Origin of the sequence: Gillisia sp. Hel_I_86 (assembly GCF_007827275.1) — a bacterium.
In the GTDB taxonomy this organism is placed as follows: Bacteria; Bacteroidota; Bacteroidia; order Flavobacteriales; family Flavobacteriaceae; genus Gillisia.
Genome location: NZ_VISE01000001.1, coordinates 1,987,388 through 2,008,044 on the forward strand (window position 1 = coordinate 1,987,388; position 20,657 = coordinate 2,008,044).

The 20,657-nt window shown below is 39.5% G+C and carries 21 protein-coding genes; 20 read left to right on the forward strand and 1 reads right to left on the reverse strand.

The annotated features are described in order from the left end of the window. The first annotated feature begins 52 nt into the window (after positions 1 to 52). From JM83_RS08895 to JM83_RS08940, 10 genes are all read left to right on the forward strand, one after another. Positions 53 to 2,497, forward strand: coding sequence for a multicopper oxidase domain-containing protein (locus JM83_RS08895; RefSeq protein WP_144961356.1), 2,445 nt, complete (start codon positions 53 to 55; stop codon positions 2,495 to 2,497). 35 nt (positions 2,498 to 2,532) lie between these two features. Then, positions 2,533 to 3,099 carry a hypothetical protein gene (locus tag JM83_RS08900; RefSeq protein WP_144961359.1) on the forward strand — a complete coding sequence of 189 codons (567 nt, stop codon included), beginning with the start codon at positions 2,533 to 2,535 and terminating at the stop codon, positions 3,097 to 3,099. 11 nt (positions 3,100 to 3,110) lie between these two features. Further along, the gene (locus tag JM83_RS08905; protein WP_144961361.1) at positions 3,111 to 3,497 is read left to right on the forward strand and encodes a DUF302 domain-containing protein; all 387 of its coding nucleotides are present in this window, start codon (positions 3,111 to 3,113) and stop codon (positions 3,495 to 3,497) included. Positions 3,498 to 3,525: 28 nt separating this feature from the next. Further along, positions 3,526 to 4,152, forward strand: a complete 627-nt coding sequence (locus JM83_RS08910; protein ID WP_144961363.1) for a DUF3347 domain-containing protein — start codon at positions 3,526 to 3,528, stop codon at positions 4,150 to 4,152. 3 nt (positions 4,153 to 4,155) lie between these two features. After that, a complete protein-coding gene (locus tag JM83_RS08915; protein WP_144963717.1) occupies positions 4,156 to 4,608 on the forward strand; it encodes a heme-binding domain-containing protein in 453 nt (150 codons plus the stop codon). Between the two features lie 262 nt (positions 4,609 to 4,870). After that, a complete protein-coding gene (locus JM83_RS08920; protein ID WP_144961366.1) occupies positions 4,871 to 5,512 on the forward strand; it encodes a DUF2231 domain-containing protein in 642 nt (213 codons plus the stop codon). 32 nt (positions 5,513 to 5,544) lie between these two features. Next, on the forward strand, positions 5,545 to 6,108 hold the full coding sequence (locus JM83_RS08925; RefSeq protein ID WP_261376410.1) for a nuclear transport factor 2 family protein: 564 nt from the start codon (positions 5,545 to 5,547) through the stop codon (positions 6,106 to 6,108). Positions 6,109 to 6,117: 9 nt separating this feature from the next. After that, positions 6,118 to 6,852 (forward strand): PepSY domain-containing protein, encoded by a 735-nt coding sequence (locus JM83_RS08930; protein WP_144961368.1) that lies wholly within the window; start codon positions 6,118 to 6,120, stop codon positions 6,850 to 6,852. Next, complete coding sequence (locus JM83_RS08935; RefSeq protein WP_144961370.1) at positions 6,836 to 7,420, forward strand: DUF3347 domain-containing protein; 585 nt, start codon at positions 6,836 to 6,838, stop codon at positions 7,418 to 7,420. Before JM83_RS08930 ends, JM83_RS08935 begins: the two co-directional genes overlap by 17 nt. Before the next feature lie 130 nt (positions 7,421 to 7,550). After that, on the forward strand, positions 7,551 to 8,090 hold the full coding sequence (locus JM83_RS08940; RefSeq protein ID WP_261376411.1) for a helix-turn-helix domain-containing protein: 540 nt from the start codon (positions 7,551 to 7,553) through the stop codon (positions 8,088 to 8,090). Between the two features lie 192 nt (positions 8,091 to 8,282). Here JM83_RS08940 and JM83_RS08950 read toward each other — a convergent pair whose 3' ends face one another. Further along, positions 8,283 to 9,677, reverse strand: a complete 1,395-nt coding sequence (locus JM83_RS08950) for an IS4 family transposase (RefSeq protein WP_144959452.1) — start codon at positions 9,675 to 9,677, stop codon at positions 8,283 to 8,285. A 108-nt stretch (positions 9,678 to 9,785) separates the two neighbouring features. Between JM83_RS08950 and JM83_RS08955 the strand changes: the two genes are divergently transcribed. The 10 genes from JM83_RS08955 (at position 9,786) to JM83_RS09000 (ending at position 20,629) form a co-directional block, all read left to right on the forward strand. Then, positions 9,786 to 10,598 carry a potassium channel family protein gene (locus JM83_RS08955; RefSeq protein WP_144961374.1) on the forward strand — a complete coding sequence of 271 codons (813 nt, stop codon included), beginning with the start codon at positions 9,786 to 9,788 and terminating at the stop codon, positions 10,596 to 10,598. A 202-nt stretch (positions 10,599 to 10,800) separates the two neighbouring features. Continuing rightward, entirely contained in the window at positions 10,801 to 12,369 is a 1,569-nt protein-coding gene (locus JM83_RS08960; protein WP_144961376.1) for a vitamin K epoxide reductase family protein, read from the forward strand. A 52-nt stretch (positions 12,370 to 12,421) separates the two neighbouring features. Next, entirely contained in the window at positions 12,422 to 13,693 is a 1,272-nt protein-coding gene (locus JM83_RS08965) for an amylo-alpha-1,6-glucosidase (protein ID WP_144961378.1), read from the forward strand. Between the two features lie 49 nt (positions 13,694 to 13,742). Next, positions 13,743 to 14,354, forward strand: a complete 612-nt coding sequence (locus tag JM83_RS08970) for a hypothetical protein (RefSeq protein ID WP_144961380.1) — start codon at positions 13,743 to 13,745, stop codon at positions 14,352 to 14,354. Positions 14,355 to 14,376: 22 nt separating this feature from the next. Beyond that, positions 14,377 to 15,387, forward strand: a complete 1,011-nt coding sequence (locus JM83_RS08975) for an SDR family oxidoreductase (protein ID WP_144961382.1) — start codon at positions 14,377 to 14,379, stop codon at positions 15,385 to 15,387. 121 nt (positions 15,388 to 15,508) lie between these two features. Beyond that, complete coding sequence (locus tag JM83_RS08980; RefSeq protein WP_144961384.1) at positions 15,509 to 15,835, forward strand: four-helix bundle copper-binding protein; 327 nt, start codon at positions 15,509 to 15,511, stop codon at positions 15,833 to 15,835. A 66-nt stretch (positions 15,836 to 15,901) separates the two neighbouring features. After that, positions 15,902 to 16,123 (forward strand): heavy-metal-associated domain-containing protein, encoded by a 222-nt coding sequence (locus JM83_RS08985; protein WP_144961386.1) that lies wholly within the window; start codon positions 15,902 to 15,904, stop codon positions 16,121 to 16,123. Between the two features lie 216 nt (positions 16,124 to 16,339). Continuing rightward, on the forward strand, positions 16,340 to 17,338 hold the full coding sequence (locus JM83_RS08990) for an ion channel (RefSeq protein WP_144961388.1): 999 nt from the start codon (positions 16,340 to 16,342) through the stop codon (positions 17,336 to 17,338). 180 nt (positions 17,339 to 17,518) lie between these two features. Continuing rightward, complete coding sequence (locus JM83_RS08995; RefSeq protein ID WP_144961390.1) at positions 17,519 to 17,845, forward strand: four-helix bundle copper-binding protein; 327 nt, start codon at positions 17,519 to 17,521, stop codon at positions 17,843 to 17,845. Between the two features lie 66 nt (positions 17,846 to 17,911). Further along, entirely contained in the window at positions 17,912 to 20,629 is a 2,718-nt protein-coding gene (locus JM83_RS09000; protein ID WP_144961392.1) for a heavy metal translocating P-type ATPase, read from the forward strand. Positions 20,630 to 20,657: the final 28 nt, after the last annotated feature.

Below are 20,657 nucleotides of genomic sequence, written 5' to 3' on the forward strand. Positions count from 1 at the left end.
ACAGGTTTCCAAAACCTGTGAGGTCTTCTTATAACTAAAGAAAGACTAAAACATGACCATCGAAAACTTTTTAGTATTCATCTTCCTTACTGTGGGTGGATTGGCTTTTGCCCAAACAGAACAATCCGTAGAAGGAAACGTTGACAATTTACCTGTGCGGGAATACACGTTGACCTTGCGGGAAGAACAGGTCAACAAGGCCGGCAAGCCGGTTATGGGTATGACCGTAAACGGTCAGATACCCGGACCCACATTAGATTTTAATGATGGGGAATATGCCATAATTTATGTGAAGAATGAAATGAGCGTGGAGACATCCATCCATTGGCACGGCTTGTTGTTGCCCAATTTTTATGATGGGGTACCCTACCTTTCTACACCGCCCATAGAACCCGGTAAAACACTAAAATATGAATTTGCAATAAAACAATCCGGCACCTATTGGTACCATTCCCATACCATGTTACAAGAACAAAGTGGGGTTTTTGGCCCTTTGGTCATCCAGCCCAAAGAAAAAACCTTGGAGTATGATAAAGAGCAGGTTTTGGTACTATCTGACTGGACCAATGAAAAGCCCCGGGATGTAATGCGGTTTTTAAAACGGGGCACCGAATGGTACAATATAAGAAAAGGGACGGCCACACCGCTTAACCAGGTTATTGCCCGGGGGGCACTGGGCGCGCAGGTCGATTTTTGGAGACAGCGTATGGAAAGTGCGGATATAGCGGACATATATTACCCGGCCTTCTTAATAAATGGAAAAGAAAATGTGGAATATCCCGAATTCAAACCTGGGGAAAAAGTACGCCTTCGCATTATTGACGGCTCTGCATCAACTTCGTTCTGGATGGCCTTCGGCGGCCCAGACCCTTTGCTTGTCTCGGCAGATGGTAAAGATGTTGTTCCTGTTAAAAGAAACAAAACCTTTATTGCCGTTGCGGAAACCTACGATTTTATCGTGACCATACCGGAGAACGGCAAACTGGAATTTAAAATTATGGCCCAGGATGGCTCCGGAACCGCAACTGCTTACTTAGGCCAAGGCCCTATCGTTGCCGCCCCTGATGTTTCCAGACCGGATAAAATCGGGATGATGAAGCAAATGTCCAAAATGGATATGAGAATGGGCGCCCCGGGATTAAAATTTAGACCCAATAAGGTAAACCCATATAAAATGGCCAAAAAATGGGGCATGCAAATGGACGATAATATGCAGATGGAAGGAATGAAGGAAATGGATATGGGTACGATGAATGGGGCCAAGTCCAAAGGTAAGGATATGGAAATGAAGAAGGATAAAATGGACGGAATGCAAATGGATATGAAAAAGGATTCAATGCATATGGACCGTTCCAAAATGGCCGTGATGGGTACGAAAAAGGATACCAAAATGAAAGAGGCCTCTCAAATGGAGGATATGAACAAGACGAACCCGACTGCCGGACGGGAAGTAATGGACGAAGCAGATGGCATGCAGGGAATGGATATGTTTTCGCAATACAACTATGACTACCTGAAGTCGGCAGAAAAGACCAGCTATGATCCCGATGTGCCCGTAACCGAAATCCTATTGAACCTTACCGGGAATATGCAACGCTATATCTGGAGTATGAACGGTGTTCCTCTATCTGAAGCAGATAAAATAAAGATCAAGGGAGACGAGGTAACCAGGATTACCTTCAACAATTTGACTATGATGCACCACCCGATGCACCTTCACGGCCACTTCTTTAGGGTCATCAATGAAAACGGGGAATATTCCCCTCTAAAACACACGGTCAATGTACCGCCAATGCAAAAGTTGACCATTGAATTCTATGGCAATGAATACGGCGATTGGTTTTTCCATTGCCATATCCTTTACCATTTAGTAAGTGGTATGGCACGCATTGTAAGCTATGACACCCCTAGGGATCCAAGGCTAGAAGAATATCCGGTCTCCAAGCTTCTGGATGAGACCGATCGGTATTATTCCTATGGAATGATAGATGCGGCATCGCATATGACCACATTGAACCTCATATCGTCTAATATCCGAAATCAGTTTAGTTTCCGGGGGGAATATGGATGGAACAAAAATATGGAAGTGGAAGCTGCTTATGATAGGTACCTTTATGATTATTTGACGGTTTTTGGCGGTGTAAATGTCGAGAACGAAATGGAGGATAGCCTCGATGAGATAACAACAACGGCAATAGCAGGGGTACGATATCTTACGCCCTACTTATTTACATTGGATGTGAGGATGGATAGTAAGCTACGCCCGCAGATTAGCCTGAGCCGTGCGATCAGTATTTTTCCGCGAACAATATTGTTCGGAATGTACGAGTACCAGGCAGATTTTGGGTGGGTAGATGAACTGCCCCAAGGAGATAATTTCAAAAAAGAAGTTACTTGGAGCACAGGTGTTGAATATTTTTTAAGCAAAAACTTTTCGCTCATGGGGAGCTATGATAACCGCTTTGGAGCCGGTGGAGGACTTTCCATAAGATTTTAAGGAATTAATAAATATTAACATAAAAGTAGAATATTATGAATAACTTAGTTAAATTTTTGGTGATAGCAGTAGTACTGTTAACGGTAACAGTGAGTTGTAAATCAAGCTTTAATGCCGCTGAGACATTAGAAAACGATAGCAACAGGGTAGAAGTGTATCGGGAAATTGTGGCAGATCAGGCAAAATTTTCCGAATTACTGGAGGCTGCTAGCAGTAATAAGCAAGCTCAAATGGTATTAATGCAACAACATATGAAGGCTATGGAAAGTGGGGACATGATGCAAATGATGAAGGAGAATCCTGATATGAAGGAAAAAATGCAACAAAAGATGGGAGAAATGATGGAAAACAATCCGGAAATGAAAAAGATGATGATGAAGAAAATGATGGAAAACAAGGCATCTAAGGAAGAAATGATGCATAAAATGCAAGATGATCCTGAAATGATGAATACGATGATGAAAAAAATGGAAGACAATCCTGAAATGATGAAAAAAATGATGGAGAAAATGAAGGAGAACCCTAAGATGATGGAGAGAATGAAGGAGCATATGGATAAGGTTAAGGAAGACAAGAAGGATACTAAAAAGCATGATCATTAAATAAATCAAAAATGAATTATTATTTTAACAAAACCGTTACAGGTGGTTTTGAAGATGTAATTGAAATAGTTAAACAAGAACTAGAGAAAGAAGGATTCGGTCTCCTAACCGAGATCGATATTAAACCTACCCTTAAAAAGAAGCTGGATGTAGATTTTAGAAATTATAGGATTTTAGGAGCTTGCAACGCTCCCTTTGCCCATAAAGCCCTACAAGCTGAGGACAAAGTAGGCACCATGTTGCCCTGTAATGTTATTGTGCAGGAATTGGACAAAGGAAAAATAGAAGTGGCAGCCGTAAATCCCGTGGCTTCAATGCAAGCCATTGCTAATACTGAACTTGAAGGGATTGCCGGGGAAATTAAGGAAAAATTAAAAAGGGTAATCGAGAATATTTAAATACAAATTCAAAAATAAATAAACAGAAATGAAAAATTTAAAATCAAATTTAGGAGTATTGCTTATAGCGATTCTAACATTTACAGTAACGTCATGTCGTGATTCTAAAAAAGAAGAAGACCGTGATGATATGGAGATGGATCATGACGATATGGAAATGGAACATGATGGCATGGAGATGGAGGATTCCTCCATGAATTCATCGGATGATATGGCAATGGGTCAAAATAAAGCTGCCGCAGACGCCATCATTGTAAATTATTTGGAATTAAAAAATGCCTTGGTTGCAGATAATACCAATGCAGCCGCATCTTCAGGAAAAAAAGTGGTGGGCGCTTTTAAAGCTTTAGATGTTAAAAACTATTCTAAAGAAGAACAAGAAGAACTAAATGAGATCATAGAGGATGCTATAGAACACGCAGAGCATATTGCAGAAAGTGCAATGGACCATCAAAGGGAGCATTTTGAGATTTTGAGTAAGGATGTGGTAGATCTAATCGCTATTACTGGAACAGATAAAACTTTATATCAAGATTTTTGCCCTATGTATAACGACGAAAAAGGAGCTATTTGGTTGAGTGAAATTAAAGAAATCAAAAACCCTTACTACGGAAGCAAGATGCTTACTTGTGGATCTATGCAAAAGGAGATCTAGGTGATCAAAATTTTAAAAATAATAGCAATAATTGCTTTGGTTGCACTGGTGGGAATTCAATTTATTCCAACAAATCGTAACCAAAGCGATATTGTACCCATTACAGATTTTATAAGCACTTATGATCCTCCAAAGGAAGTAGCCAATATTTTAAGGACTTCCTGTTATGATTGCCATAGCAATAACACAGCGTACCCGTGGTACAATAAGATACAACCTGTAGCCCTATTTTTAGAAGATCATATCGAGCATGGTAAAGAAGAATTTAATTTCAGCGAATTTGGCGATTATTCAGATAGGCGTAAAAAGAGCAAATTGAAATCCTTTATTAGACAGGTAGAACAAAATGAAATGCCTTTGGCTTCTTATACCTTAATTCATCAAGAAGCTAAAATTTCAAACACCGAAAAAGAATTAGTGCTAAACTGGGTAAATAAAGTACTAGACAGCATTTAGAATATAATACCCTTAAGTCTCCTTAAGGGGAAGAGAAAGCCCATTGTTTAATTAGTTGCTTACTTCTCTTTCCCATTTAGGGTCTTTTACAATAAAATAAGGCTTTAGTTAAGACAAGCGCTGCTGGTGAGAAGATATTTTTTGTTCCCTTTCCTTGGGGGATTAAATAATTAATACGCTCATCTCCTTCAAACCCTCCCCACTGGGTAGGAGTTTATAGCAGCGCTCGTTTAAACTTTAGCCTAAATTAATAACTTTTATTATGTTAAAACAAATTGGTTTATTATTGGTGTTCCTGTGTTTTGTAAATCCCATAAATGCCCAAGATGGGCATGAACATGGGGATAACGAGATGTCTCATACTGAATTAAGTGAAGTTCAAGACCCCCCAGAGGAATCTCAAATGGATGGAGACTTAATAAATAGGGAAGAAGTCGCTATCGGTGATTTCCCTTCTTTACATCCTTTAGTAGTCCATTTTCCAATTGTCTTACTTTTATTAGCTGCTGTATTCCAATTGTTTCAGCTATTTATAAGGAAGCGAAATTTAGATTGGGTTGTTTTATTTTGCATTGGTTTTGGATTTATAGGAGCTTATGTCGCGGGTACTTTTGTACATCCAGATACAAAAGGCTTAAGCGATATTGCGCAAAAAATCTTGGATAACCACGACACTGTTGCAAACTGGACCATTTGGACAAGCGCGATAGCAGCAGTTTTAAAAACATTAAGCCTATTTGTTATTAAACAAAATAAAATATTTGAGATCTTAATTTTGGTAGTAATGGGAATTGCTGTATTTTCAGTGTCCAAAGCAGGACATTATGGGTCTCAATTAGTGCATATCCAAAATGTGGGACCACAAGGGAAATATTTAGGAGAAGACGGGGCTCATTCCCATTAATTAATGTTAATAACTCAAAAACCAATATTATTATGAAGACGACAACTCGTATTTTTAAACAATTCATGTTCTTACCCTTATCACTTTCCTTGATTTTAGGGGTTTATAGTTGTAAGGAAGAAACCAAAGAGGTTGATGCTGAAGCAATGCAAGTAGAAAAAGAGGTGGTTGAAGTAGATTTAAATGAGGAAAAGAATGAGGTGGAAGTGCATATGAAGAAGTACAAAGATGCCCTTCAAAACCTTTCTACTGAGGGTACGATGGAGCTATTTTCTGAAGATTCACAGGTTTTTGAATCTGGCGGAACAGAAGGCACATATAAAAATTATAATGAACATCACATAGGGCCAGAACTTAGCCATTTTAATAGTTTTGTTTTTTCAGATTATAATATCGATGTTCAAGTAGACCCCCCGTATGCTTTTACTACAGAAACGTATATTTATACCCTAGATCTAAAACCCAATAAAGAGAAAAATAGAAAGGCACAAGTAATCAATAAAAAAGGAGTGGCGACTTCTGTGCTTAAAAAAGTAGAGGGGTCTTGGAAAATTTTAAAAACCCATTCTTCTTCTCGGGATTACAACCCTAATTAACCCTGTAGAATGGTAAAAAGACAAACCGCTTTAAAAATTAGAAAAACCCATAGATATTTAGGTTTGTTTATTGGAATTCAATTTTTAATGTGGACCATAAGTGGTCTATATTTTAGTTGGACAGATATAGATGAGATACATGGGGATCAATTTCGCAGAGAAACGGTCACCTTGGAAAAATTTCAGGATTTAAAAAGCCCTTCAGATGTCTATAATGCAGCGGGCATCACTTCGGTAGAATTAAAGGATATCGCGGGAATTCCTCATTATTGGTTAAACGGTTCCAAATTAGTAAATGCCAAAACAGGAGAAGAGCGTTCTGAAATATCACAGAAAGAAGCGAAAATCATTGCCAAGCAAAATATGCGTGATGACCTAAAGGTGAGCAGTGTGGAAAGGATAACAGAAGTGGGGGATCACCATGAGTATAGGGGCAGCCCTTTGCCCGCTTATGTGATTTCTTATGATTCTCCAGAGAATATTCGTGCTTACGTTGCCTCTAATAACGGCGCTTTTAGAAGCGTTAGGCATAGGGATTGGAGATGGTTCGATTTTCTGTGGATGACCCATACGATGGATTACGAAGGTAGGGATGATTTTAACAACTTAATATTGCGTGCGTTTTCATTACTGGGGCTCATAACGGTATTAAGCGGATTTACCTTGTGGTATACCTCTTCCCCAACCATTAGAAAGGTTTTCAATAAAAAGAAAAAGAAAAAAAAGAATGAGAAGAAAATTTAGAAATCATTTTATGCTTGCTGCATTGGTAGCGGGTTTTGGATTTTATTCTTGTATAGATAACAAGGATAAAAAAGAAGAAACCACAATCGTTGTCATGGATGAAGAAATGAATTCTGAAGGATCTTTAGGAACCGTAGAGGCATCTGAACAGGAGGAAATTATAAATGTACAGTTCAAGGAAACCAGCACCCAAGATATTTTCGAACATTATATCGGAATAAAACAAGCACTGGTTGCTTCAAATAATGCCGAAGCTCAAAAACATGCCAGTATGTTATTGGAAAGTTTAACCGAGGCTAAAGCAGGGCAATCCTTGGTGGGTGCCACCAAACAGTTGGCAGAAGCTAAAGATATCAACAAGCAAAGAGAGGCTTTTTCTAAAGTAACAAAAGGTATGGAAACTGTTTTAAAGGGAGCTATATCTTCAGGCGGGATCTACAAGCAATTTTGCCCAATGGCATTTGAAGGAAAAGGAGATTATTGGTACGCTACTTCTGTGGAAATAAGAAACCCATATTTTGGTGACAAAATGCTAAAATGCGGCAGGGTAGAGGAAGTGATTAATTAGTGGTCGATTATTAATATTTCAAACTTATCCCTGCACCTAATTTTAAATGTAATTTGGGAGTAGAGATAGGCTTGAGTTTATTGAAATATTTTTTAATAATTTGGAAAATAAGGTGGTACATATAAAAAATATGGTTTGCGATCGGTGCATTCTCGCGGTACGTGAAATATTGCAACGTCAAAATATCGCATTTAACGCTATTGTTCTAGGAACCATTGAACTTCAAAGCTATATGGATCCCCATCAAAAAGAGCAGCTTCAGAAGGAACTCGAAAAAGTGGGTTTTGAGATCATTTCAGAAAAAAATGAACGCATCGTTAAACAAATAAAAGCGATCATTCTTCAAGAAATCTTTGAAGCAGAGCGTGAAAGGAATCAGAATTTATCGGTGACCTTAAGTGAAAAATTGAATTTTGATTACAGTCATTTGAGTTCTATATTCTCTAAGACCGAGGGCAAAAGCATTCAGAAATACCAGAATGAACTTAAAGTAGAGCGCATTAAAGAATTATTGGAATATGATGAACTAAGTATCTCTGAGATTGCAAGCGATCTAGGTTTTGGAAGTGCTGCCTATCTTTCTACTCAATTTAAAAAAATAACGGGGGTCACTCCCTCCAAATATAAAGCAAACAACTCCAACAAGAGGGGTTTTTTAGATATATTCTAATTGCAATGGGTATTTATAAATAAACATAAAAAAAAAATGGAGTACCTATTACTTATTGTTGGTGCATTGCTTTATTTAAGCGTTGTTATAGATATTGTTCAAACTACGTTATCGATGCAGGGGGGCGGCTGGCTCACCAGTCCTTTTTCGCATCTTTTCTGGGTTTTTCTTCTAAAGGTTTCCGGTAAAAACCTATCGTGTGGACACATCTTTATGAATGGTCCACCCTTCCATGGCAGCCTTAAAATATTTCAATCCTATCCATAGGGTCGTTATGCCCGGATGCCTTTTGCTTTCATAGCCTTTCCATCCGCCAAGTCTTGCTATCGCCCAAACATATCTCTTTAGCCCTTTTTCCTTATACGGGTTTTTTTGTTTCTCTGTCCTACCTTCCAGTCTTATTATCTGGTGCTCTAAAAACGTTTGTTCTTCTTCCGTGAAACAGCTATCGGCGCTCATCTCTCCTTCTGGTACCGCATACGCCAGCCGCATCAAGAACAGTTTGATGATGACCTCCATTATCAACAAGCTCAGTTTTCTTACCGATGACCCATACTCCAGCTCTGACGCCTCGATATTGTAGCCCTCTTTTTTTAATATCTTGAACACCTCTTCTATGGTCCACCTCCACTTATACCATTCCACGCACATTTCTGCCATTTCCAGAGTCTCTATGGGCAGGCTTGTCAACAACCTCCAGCACACCCTGTCCGGCCCGGTACGGTTCGCCTCTTTGGCCTCTACCAGGTATAGTTTTATGCTGGGTGCCACTGCTTTGCTTGCCGCCCTGGTCCTTTTAAGTTCCACCTCTTTATATCTGATTTCAATTTTTGCAATCCTTTTTTTTCTTCTGGTCTTTGCACAGGCATCCACCTGTACCTCATAGGATCCTTGATAGGGTTGGTCCGCCAGGCAGCTAAACAATTTTGACCCATCCGCCAAGGTCCTATCCGTACGGGCCCTTATCAATAGATCTGTTTGTGCATCTGGTATGGTTGCAAACTGTTCGTAGATATCGCCTTCCCTATCTTGTACGATCACCATTCCCGCTACCACGCCCCTTAGCGAGGCCTGTGTGTTTTTGGAAACTTCTATCCACTTATAGGACTCTTTTTCTTCTATGGGCAGCTTGCCGTACTGTCTTTCATGCTTTGATGCGAACTCCAAGGGCCTGTTCCAGATCTTTATATCAGAATAGCCGTAGGGGGTGCCGCTCACGGCATCCAAGACCAAACTTGGGTGGATGAAGAACCCCAGTCCCTGGGAATTCTTCGCATTGGTCGTGCCCACAAAGCCATCTTTATTGATCCTATTACCATGGCTGCTTAGGTTGACCTCCGTGGTATCTTGGATACAGACAACAAATTTGCCCGCACAAGCCATCTGGCAATTATGTACCAAGTTCTCTACTATATCTCCTTCACTGACCCTATCGTTCTGCAAAAAACGGTAAACGGCCTTTGCGTCTGATTCGTTCCTGCTGAGCTGACGGATCGAATGGACGCTCTTGCTGAACAGGTCCGATAAAATCTTGTTGCCCCGATAAACCAACCGTTTATCCCCTAAGCCTGTGAACCCCCTTCTCATTTTTTGAGTAAAATTAATGCTAATCCCTTAAAATATTAAATAATTGTGTCCACACGATAGGGTAAAAACGGGAAGTCAAAAATTCTGGGCCATGCGGGCTATATACTTATGGTCTTAATTGTCCTAATTTGGGTATTTCTTTTATGGGCCAGCTTTTCCCTGTTGCTTTTTTCAGATGTTGATTCAATAATTAACAGCAGTACAAAAATGGCGGCCACGGCCTGGGAGAAAATTTATTATGCCGGGTTTATAATTTCTACTTTAGGAATGGGGGATTATATTCCCTCTAGGAACATCTGGAGAATGGTTACCGATATGTATGCTTTTACAGGGCTAATATTGTTAACAATGTCCGTGACGTATTTTATACCTGTTTTAACCGCGGTGATTGAACAAAGAAAATTAGGATTGAGATTGAAAATGCTGGGTACCAGCCCGCAGGATATTATCATGAAAAGCTGGAACGGCCAAGATTTTAGCCGAATATTGGATGAAGTCCAGGATATTGCCGGTTCCCTTATCAAACATTCCCAAAATCACAGGGCATATCCGGTTATCCACTATTTTCATAATTGTAAAAAGAACAATACGATCATTTTGCAAATGGCAAGGTTGTTTGAAACATTGTACCTTTTTAAAAATGTGGTTAGAAAAGATTTACAACCATCGCATTATGATCTATACCCATTAGAAGTCGCCTTTCAAAATTATATTGAAGTGATAACTGAGGTGGGCAATATGAGTATTGAAAATAAAGCGCCTGAATGGCCTGAATTCAATTATTTAGTAAGCCATAATATAAGCATGGAGCAACCGCCTACTGACCATTTTACTATTGAAGATGCTTTTCAATACAAACGACGGGTTTTTTTAAGCCTGGTAAAACAGGATGGCTGGGAATGGGAAGACATTCACACATAAAAAATATTCGTTTTTTATATTTATTCCTTAAAAAATTTAATTTTTACCATAATCTTAATAAGCTTTTTCAATTCCAATCTTTATTTTTAGGAAAATTCTGTGGGACCAAAATTTTATTAGGCTTAAATTCCTCAGGTTAAATGCGGTATTCAGCTTGCGGAAATATAAATTGAAGAAATAAATAAATTTAAAATTTTCAGCAATGGGGGAAAATAACGAGGGAAAAAAGAATAAACAAAATGAACATATGCAACATGGGGGAATGGGGAGCCGCGGCGTTGCAAGGCCGATGGCGGAAATGGAAACGAAAAAAACTTCTGGGAATCAAAGCGATCAGGATAAAAAGGAGAAAAAAGGGAAAGAAGAAATGGGCATGGATAGGATGAAAATGCTACATATGCACCATGAACAAACCTTATGGGTATACTGGGCGATTATTTTACTGGGCGTTTGGATGGTGTCTTCCCCATTTACTTTTAGCTATAATGTGGGAACAGTAGAACCCAGTGGGGGCAGGGAGTTGTGGCTAAGCTTAAGCGAGCGTATAAATTATATGAAATGGAGTGATATACTAAGCGGGTTGCTGCTTATTATCTTAGGATGGCGGTCCCTTACCCCCAATAGGCCTGTAAGCATATGGATTTGTTGTTTTATCGGGATATGGATAAGTATGGCACCCTTGATTTTCTGGTCTCCAAATGCTGTTGGCTATTATAACTCGACCATTGTGGGGGCATTGATCATTGCATTGACCATCCTTATTCCGGGAATGCCAAATATGATCAATTATATGAAAATGGGCGGGGATGTCCCGCCGGGTTGGTCCTATAACCCATCCAGTTGGCCGCAAAGAGGGATCATGATAGCCTTAGCTTTTATAGGTTGGATAGCTTCTCGCTACCTTGGTGCTTTTCAAATGGGATATGTGGGCTATGCATGGGACCCTTTCTTCGGGGATGGCACCTTAAATGTCCTCAATTCAAAAATGTCGCATTCACTTCCCATTTCTGATGCGGCCCTGGGAACTTTTGCCTATACACTGGAATTTTTGATGGGCTGGATGGGGGGCACATCCAGGTGGCGTACCATGCCCTGGATGGTCACTTTTTTTGGGATACTGGTAATACCCTTGGGTTTTGTAAGCATATTTTTGGTCATTTCACAACCTTTAACAGTGGGGGCCTGGTGTGCACTTTGCCTATTTACTGCGATTGTGATGCTCCCTATGATCCCGTTACAGGTAGATGAAGTAATTGCAATGGGGCAACATATGGTGCAAAGAAAACAAAAGGGTGATTCATTATGGAAAGTCTTCTGGAAAGGTGGTGATCCAATTACCAACAAAAATGACGAACGTTCCCCTGAATTATTGGAACTGCCCCAACACCCGGGCAAGGTGTTCAAAGCCTCTGTTTGGGGGATGGGTTTCCCCTGGAATTTGGCACTTGTGACTGTTCTGGGCATATGGCTCATGTTCTCCCCAGCCGTATTTGGGGTGGGCATTAAAGCCTCTGCAGCAGATTTAAACCACCTGGGCGGGGCATTGGTAGTGGTGATCGCGGTAGTAGTAATGGCAGAACCGCTTAGAATTGGCCGCTACCTTAATATTTTAATAGGCTTGGCAATCGCCATGCTGCCCTGGTTTATCAAGGATGGAAATTTAGCGCTCACTATAAGCAGCACTCTTACCGGTCTTGCTGTGGTGGGATTGTCATTCCCAAAAGGGGCCATATACCAACAGTATGGGTTATGGGGCAAATATGTAAAATAATATAAAAGCTTTGGGTTTTGGACAATCAACGGCACAATTTTAAAGAGATTAAATGGTTAAAAAGGAATTATTTGAAAAGATTAAGGAACTTTTAATCGAAAATATGGAAACAGGCGGTGGTAAAACCAAACCCGCCTTTCATTTTACCAAGCCATCGCCGGGCACGTACCCCTACCAGTTTTTTTGGGATACTTGTTTTCATGTATTTATTTTTTGCGCCCTGGAAGAGAATGAAATGGCAAAAAGCCATATTAGAAGCCTTTTTGCCCTACAAAGGGAAGATGGCTTTGTTGGGCATATGATATATTGGAACAGGTTAAAGCCCGGCAGGTGGCCAGATTTTTTTCAGTCCCTGCCCACTTATAAAAACCTGTATAAAAGCCATATGAGCGCTTTGATCCAGCCTCCACTGGTGGCTATGGCCATCGAGCGCCTTATACAAGTATCCGCGGATATCCATTTTCTAAGGGAAATATTGCCCTGCGTAAAAAAATATTACCAGTGGCTGGCCGATAACAGGGATTTTGATGGGGATAACTTGTTAAGTATTATTTCACCCTTTGAGTCGGGGATGGATTGGAAACCCTCCTACGATGAAGTTTTAAAATTTAATGATGGAAAGGCCAACAAAAAACTGTTCTGGAAAGTGATATGGGTGGATGTTCGAAATTTTTTGAATAATTATAACCTGAAAAAGATCCGCAAGCAAAATTATTTTCAGGTAAAAGATGTAGGTTTTAACAGTATATACGCCCAAAATTTAAGATCAATGTCCCGACTGTGTAAAATGCTTGGGGATCCCGGAGCAAAAGGATTCAATACCCTGGCCCAAAAAGTGGAGGAAAGTATTTTAAAGTTAATGTACAACGAAGAAGATGCCGCTTTTTACGATTGCTACGGAAAAGACAATAAACAATTAAAAGTTATTACCCCTACCATATTTTATCCCCTCGGTCTGGATGGGGTGCCGCAAAATATAGTTGAAAAGGTGATGGAGATACATCTTTTTAAAGGTGAGGAATTTCAAACCCCGTACCCTATCCCATCGGTTGCAAAAAATGAGCCCGCTTTTAATCCTACAGAATCTATCTATATATGGCGGGGGCCTACCTGGATTGTCAATAATTGGTTTTTATATAATTTTTTTATAGATAACAACTACCGGAGAGAAGCAAGCCAATTGGCCAGGTGTATAGAGGGCCTTATTGAAAAAAGCGGTTTTAGGGAATATTATAATCCGTTTACCGGGGAAGGTTACGGGGCTAAAGATTTTACCTGGGCGGGGCTTTTGTTAGATATGTTGGGCAAAGAAGAAGATAAATAACTGATAACTAAACAAAATATGGAAATACAGGAACTTAAATAATATTTAAATGAATGTCATAAAATGGATAAAAAGAAAGTTTACGGGTGGCAAAACAATCAAGAATAAAACCTATACCAGTGAAAATAGCTTTAAAACGAGGGAAGTGGCCATAAAAGAATTTAAAAGGGCACAGGAGAAATTATTTAAAGTAGAATTATGGTCTAAAATTTCCAGTTTATCTTCAGAATTCGCTTTATACGATCCAACAGGAAACAAAAAAGAACACGATAAGGTGCAGTTAAAAGATTTTATAAGGATCGACCTGCCGGGCAACATTCTGCAAAATTGGGTGGTGGTAACCCATATAAAAGAAGGGCAAAACTTTTCCGAGTTTACCGTTAGTCCTAGTGTAAATCCACAAAAGCGTAAAAAAGGCAATAAAAAAATCGAACATTTTTTTATTGATGAAGCTACCAGCACTTTTAGAATAGAACGAAAAGGAAAATTGATAAAGGCCTATGAAATTGGGAGGAATGAAGGTATTAATAATCAAGGTAAAAAAGCGGGCAAAAGAAAATTGATCAACTCGCTTATCGCGGAAGGAGGATGGGCCGGATTTCAGAAATTCCAATGGAATAAGCTTACCGATTATTTATGCCATAAAATTGAAATTAATTAAGCAACCTATAAAAAATAAACTAATGGACCAATCGAAAAAACCTGAAACCACACGCCGTAGAGTAGTAGTGATAACCGGGGCTTCTGCCGGGGTAGGGCGTGCCGCGACAAGGGCTTTCGCAAAAAAGGGCTATAATGTTGGCCTGCTTGCCCGGGGCAAAGACGGATTGGAAGCGGCCACAAAAGAAGTTCAAGAACTGGGGCGTGAAGCTGTTTATCAACTGGTAGATGTGGCCGATGCCGGTGCGGTAGAAGCAGCCGCCACGTATATTGAAGGCCAATTGGGGCCTATAGACGTTTGGGTAAACAATGCCATGAACAGCGTTTTTAGCCCTATAAAAAAAATGAAAGCCGAGGAATATAAACGGGTGACCGACGTTACCTATCTTGGCCAGGTAAACGGCACCCTTTCGGCACTTAAAAGGATGCTGCCCAGGGACCGGGGCGCTATTGTGTTTGTGGGCTCGGCACTGGCGTACAGGGGGATCCCGCTTCAATCGGCATATTGCGGGGCCAAACATGCCATAGAGGGTTTTTTTGATTCATTACGCACGGAACTGATCCATGATAAAAGTAAGGTTAAAGTTTCCATAGTACAATTACCTGCACTGAACACTACTCAGTTTGGCTTTGTAAAAAGCCGCCTGCCCAAAAAACCAAAACCTATGGGAACGATCTACCAGCCGGAAGTTGCTGCTGATGCTATACTGTATGCGGCAGAACATGACAGGCGGGAAATCATGGTTGGCTGGTCTACGGTTAAGGCCATAGTAGGGAATAAAATCGCCCCCTGGTATGCAGACCGTGTCCTGGCCAATACTGCGATAGAAGGGCAGCAAACCAATGAACCTGAAGATCCAGGCAGGCAGCATAACTTGTGGGAACCTATTCCAGGCGATCATGGGGTCCATGGCAGTTTTACCCATATGGCAAAATCTTCCAGTTGGGAATTATGGTTGAGCAAAAATAAGCCCATGCTAAGCTGGGTTTTATTGGTGGTAGTTGTTTTGCTGATTATATTACTTATTATTTAATCATGAAGCCCTGTACGGGATCATCTTTTTGCCATTAAACCTGAAACCTTTAACCATAATTTCAAATTCCTTTTTTGCATACTCTTCCTATTTTTACAGAAACCAATAAAATTATTATAGTATGAGAAATGAAAAATTGATCCAGGCATTAGGTAACTGTATTAACCATTGTAATTATTGTGCAGACGCTTGCCTAGATGAAGATAATGTAGAAATGATGGTAGATTGCATTAGGATAGACCGCGTTTGTGCTGAAGCTTGTGCAGCTTTAAACCAGATCTTGGCAACCAGTTATAAAGATGTGCAGGGTCTTGTGGATTATTGTAAAAAAGTTTGCAGGGCATGTGCAGAGGAATGCGAAAAACATGATAGCCAACATTGTAAGGATTGTGCAAGAGCATGTCGTGAATGTGAAAAGGCATGTGAGTCTTTTGCTCGTGCAGCATAGTTAAAATCTAATAGTTTAATTAAATTAAAACCTGTATTCGTCTGGGTTTTTTTGAATTCAAAATAAATGAAACATATCTATACAATATCCGGAATGACCTGCAATGGCTGTAGAACCCATGTAGAAAACACCTTAAATAAAATGGAGAATGTTGCCAATGCAAAAGTGAGCCTAGAAAAGGCCGAAGCAGAAATAGAAATGGAATCCCATATTAAGTTGAGCGAATTTCAAAAAGCCTTAAAAGAAGATGGGGGAAATTATGGAATCCATGAACAAGTGGAGCCTTGATCTAAGATAAAACTTATATTTATGACAATACCAGAAATTATTTAGGTTTCTTGTCTTAGATACTGAAATTAATCAAGAATAAGGAAACTAGGTGATTTCTAAGAAAACTACCAAGATATTTGATCTTTTAATGAACCTTTCAACATTTGGCAAACATATTTAGCAACAGTAAAGTTAAATACTTCTGCAATATTATTTATTAAATAAACATACAAAATGGAATATCTTTTAGTTATTTTGGGTGCATTACTTTATTTGGTAATTGTAGCGGACATTCTTAAAACCACGCTTTCCATGCAAGGGGGCGGTTGGCTAACAAGTAAATTTTCCCATGGTTTTTGGAGCCTATTGCTAAAGATTTCAGGAAAAAATGGCAACTCTAAATTTTTGGCACAAGCCGGTTTTTTTCTTTTGATTTTGATAGTTTTAATTTGGGTGTGCTTATTAGTACTTAGCTTTTTTCTTTTATTGCAATCAGATGTGGACTCTTTGGTAAATTCTTCTAAAATCCCGGCATCGGCATTAGAAAAACTATATTATGCAGGTTTCGTGATTTCCACACTGGGAGTAGGGGATTTTATGGCATCCAACGATTTATGGCGAATAGTTACAGATGTGTATTCATTCACAGGGCTCATCCTACTTACCATGTCGGTTACCTATTTTATTCCAGTTTTATCAGGGGTAATAAAACAAAGAAAATTAGGAATAAACCTTAGTAGTTTGGGAAATAGTCCAGAAGCTATTGTTCTAAATGCTTGGAATGGAAAAGATTATGAATTTTTTAAATTGCAGCTATTGAATTTTTCTGATGCATTGTTGGAGCATAACCAAAACCATAGAGCGTATCCGGTAATTCATTTTTTTCATAATAGCAATAAGGAGCACGCCATTATATTGCAGATCGCCCGTCTAAACGAAGCGGTGTATATTCTAGAAAACACTTTAAAACCGGAATACACTATTTCAGGGCAAATATTATCCTCTATAAGAACTGCTTTGAACAATTATATTAAAGTAATAAAAGAGGTTTCTAATATTGAGGTAAAACCGGAGGCTCCAAATTCTCCTGGAATATCAAAATTGGAAGAAAAAGGAATGCTTAAACCTAATATTGGAACAATAGATTTTTCAAAAGATGTCCAGCATAATCGCAAGGTATTTTTAACTTTAGTTGAAAAAGATGGTTGGAAATGGGAAGATGTGTTTATGTGATTTTAAAGGTTTATGAGGTAGTTGATTTTATAGATAATTGAACAATTAACGCTATTACTGTTTTATTTAACGTAATACCCTTAAAACCCCATTTATTCATAAAACCTTGCAATAATTTTAAAAGCCTTTAATATATCATTTCTGTAAGTTTGAGTATATAAATCATTAAAACCAAAAATTATGAGAAATGAAAAATTGATCCAAGCATTAGGTAACTGTATTAACCATTGTAATTATTGTGCAGACGCCTGCCTAGATGAAGATGATATAAAAATGATGGTAGATTGCATTAGGATAGACCGCGTTTGTGCTGAAGCTTGTGCAGCCTTAAACCAGATCTTGGCGACAAGTTATAAAGATGTTCAGGGTCTTGTGGATTATTGTAAAAAAGTTTGCAGGGCATGTGCAGAGGAATGCGAAAAACATGATAGCCAACATTGTAAGGATTGTGCAAAAGCATGTCGCGAATGTGAAAAAGCATGTGAGTCTTATGCTCCTGCAGCATAATTAAAATCTAATAGTTTAATTAAATTAAAACCTGGATTCGTCTGGGTTTTTTCGAATTCAAAAGAAATGAAACATACCTATACAATATCCGGAATGACCTGCAATGGCTGTAGCACCCATGTTGAAAACACTTTAAAGGAGGTGGATGGTGTTTCTAATGCCCAAGTGGATCTGGAAAAAGCCGAAGCCGAAATTGAAATGGAATCCCATATTAAATTGAGCCAATTTCAAAAGGCTTTAAAAGAGGATGGGGGAAATTATGAGATCCATGAGCAGGGAAAAACCCTCACTAATATTTATGATGTTACGGGAATGACTTGCAATGGGTGTAGGTCTCATGTGGAAAAGGTTCTAAATGATGTAGAGGGGGTCTCTAAAGCCACGGTAGATCTTGAAAAAAAGGAAGCTGTTATAGAAATGGAGCCTCATGTTAACATCAAAAAATTTCAGGAGGCATTAAAAAAAGAAGGGGAAACCTATAAAATTTATCCTCAGGGGAAAGCCCCAAAAGCAGGGGAAAATGAACCTTCAAAAGCCATAGAAAATGGAACGGGAACTTTTTATTGCCCAATGCATTGCGAGGGAGATAAAACCTATAACCAGCCTGGTGATTGCCCTGTGTGTGGGATGGACCTTGTGGAAGAAATGAGTTTGAAAGCAACTGCAACCCAATATACCTGCCCGATGCATCCGGAAATTATTAGGGACGAACCAGGGGATTGCCCAATTTGTGGGATGGACCTGGTGCCCATGGAGGCCGATGTTTCAGCAGAAAAGAAGTCCTATTTAAGACTGGTGAAAAAATTTAAGATCGCGGTAATCTTTACACTTCCAATATTTCTGATCGCAATGTCTGAGATGATCCCTGGAAACCCACTTTATGATTGGTTGGACATGCAGGTATGGAACTGGATCCAACTGGGACTTTCCATTCCAGTGGTTTTTTATGCGACTTGGATGTTTTTTGAACGCGCCTATAGATCTATAGTAACATGGAACCTCAATATGTTTACATTGATTGGGATTGGTGCGGGTGTGGCCTGGGTTTTTAGCGTAGTTGGGTTGTTGCTGCCAGATCTATTTCCAGATCAGTTTAAAACTGAAATGGGAACCGTGCATGTATATTTTGAAGCAGCAACTGTAATCCTAACATTGGTGCTTTTAGGTCAGTTATTGGAAGCCAGAGCACACAGCAGGACAAATAGCGCCATTAAAGAACTACTAAAACTGGCCCCAAACAAGGCCTACCGGATTGTTGATGGGGTGGAAGAGGAAATTCCTACCGATAAAATTGTGGTAGGGGACTTGCTTAGGGTGAAACCAGGGGATAAAATACCCGTGGACGGAATCATAGAAAAAGGCCAAAGTAGTCTGGATGAATCCATGATTACTGGAGAGCCTATTCCAGTAGATAAAGCCGAAGGGGACAAGGTGAGTTCTGGTACTATCAATGGGAACCAGAGTTTTACCATGAAAGCCGAAAAAGTGGGAAATGAGACCTTATTGGCCCAGATCATAAAAATGGTAAATGATGCCAGCAGGTCCCAAGCTCCTATTCAAAAATTAGCAGATACAATTTCTGGATATTTTGTGCCTATTGTAGTGTTTATTTCCATAATAACATTTGTAGTTTGGGCAATCTATGGACCTGAGCCTGCTTACGCCTATGCAATGATAAATGCAATTGCAGTATTGATAATTGCGTGCCCTTGTGCTTTAGGACTCGCTACCCCAATGTCGGTTATGGTAGGGGTTGGAAAAGGTGCCCAAAATGGAGTACTTATTAAAAATGCCGAGGCGCTAGAGCAAATGGATAAGGTAGATGTGCTTATAATTGATAAAACCGGAACGATTACAGAAGGAAAACCCTCTGTGGAAAAAGTAGTGGCATTGACCTCTATATATTCCGAAGAGCAAGCACTGCAATACATAAGCTCTGTTAATTCCATGAGCGAACATCCACTGGCAGAAGCTACTGTGAAGTACGCAAAAGAGAAAAACGTGACTTTAAAGGAAGCATCTAATTTCAATTCGGTTACGGGAAAAGGGGTTACTGGAGAAATTGATGGGAAAAAGGTAGCGATTGGAAATGATAAATTGATGAAAGATTCCAGAGCCGATATTACTTCGGAATTCAAAAGTCAAGTTGATAAAGAGCAAGAGCAGGGCAAAACGGTTTCCTATGTTTCTATAGATAATACCATTATTGGATATATCACTATTACAGATCCTATTAAGAAAACAAGTGCCAAGGCAATTCAGGAATTAATGGATGACGGGATCGAGGTGCTGATGCTCACGGGGGATAATGAAAAAACCGCCAAAGCCGTCGCAGATCAACTTCATTTATCTGGTTTTAAAGCAGGAATGTTACCTGAAGACAAGTTAAATGAAGTAAAACGTCTCCAATCTGAAGGAAAGTTAGTTGCCATGGCAGGAGATGGTATTAACGATGCGCCTGCATTGGCACAATCGAATGTAGGGATTGCGATGGGTACCGGGACAGATGTTGCCATTGAGAGCGCAAAAATCACGTTGGTGAAAGGAGACCTTCAAGGGGTGGTAAAAGCCAAGCGACTTAGTGAAAAAGTAATGCGAAATATTAAACAGAATTTGTTCTTTGCTTTAATATATAACACTTTGGGCGTCCCCCTTGCAGCAGGAGTTCTTTTTCCTTTTTTCGGATTGTTGCTATCCCCAATGATCGCGGCATTGGCAATGAGCTTTAGTTCGGTTTCCGTAATTGCGAATGCGCTGAGATTAAGGACTGCAAAAATTAATTAGATTTCTTATACTAAAAAAGCCATATCAA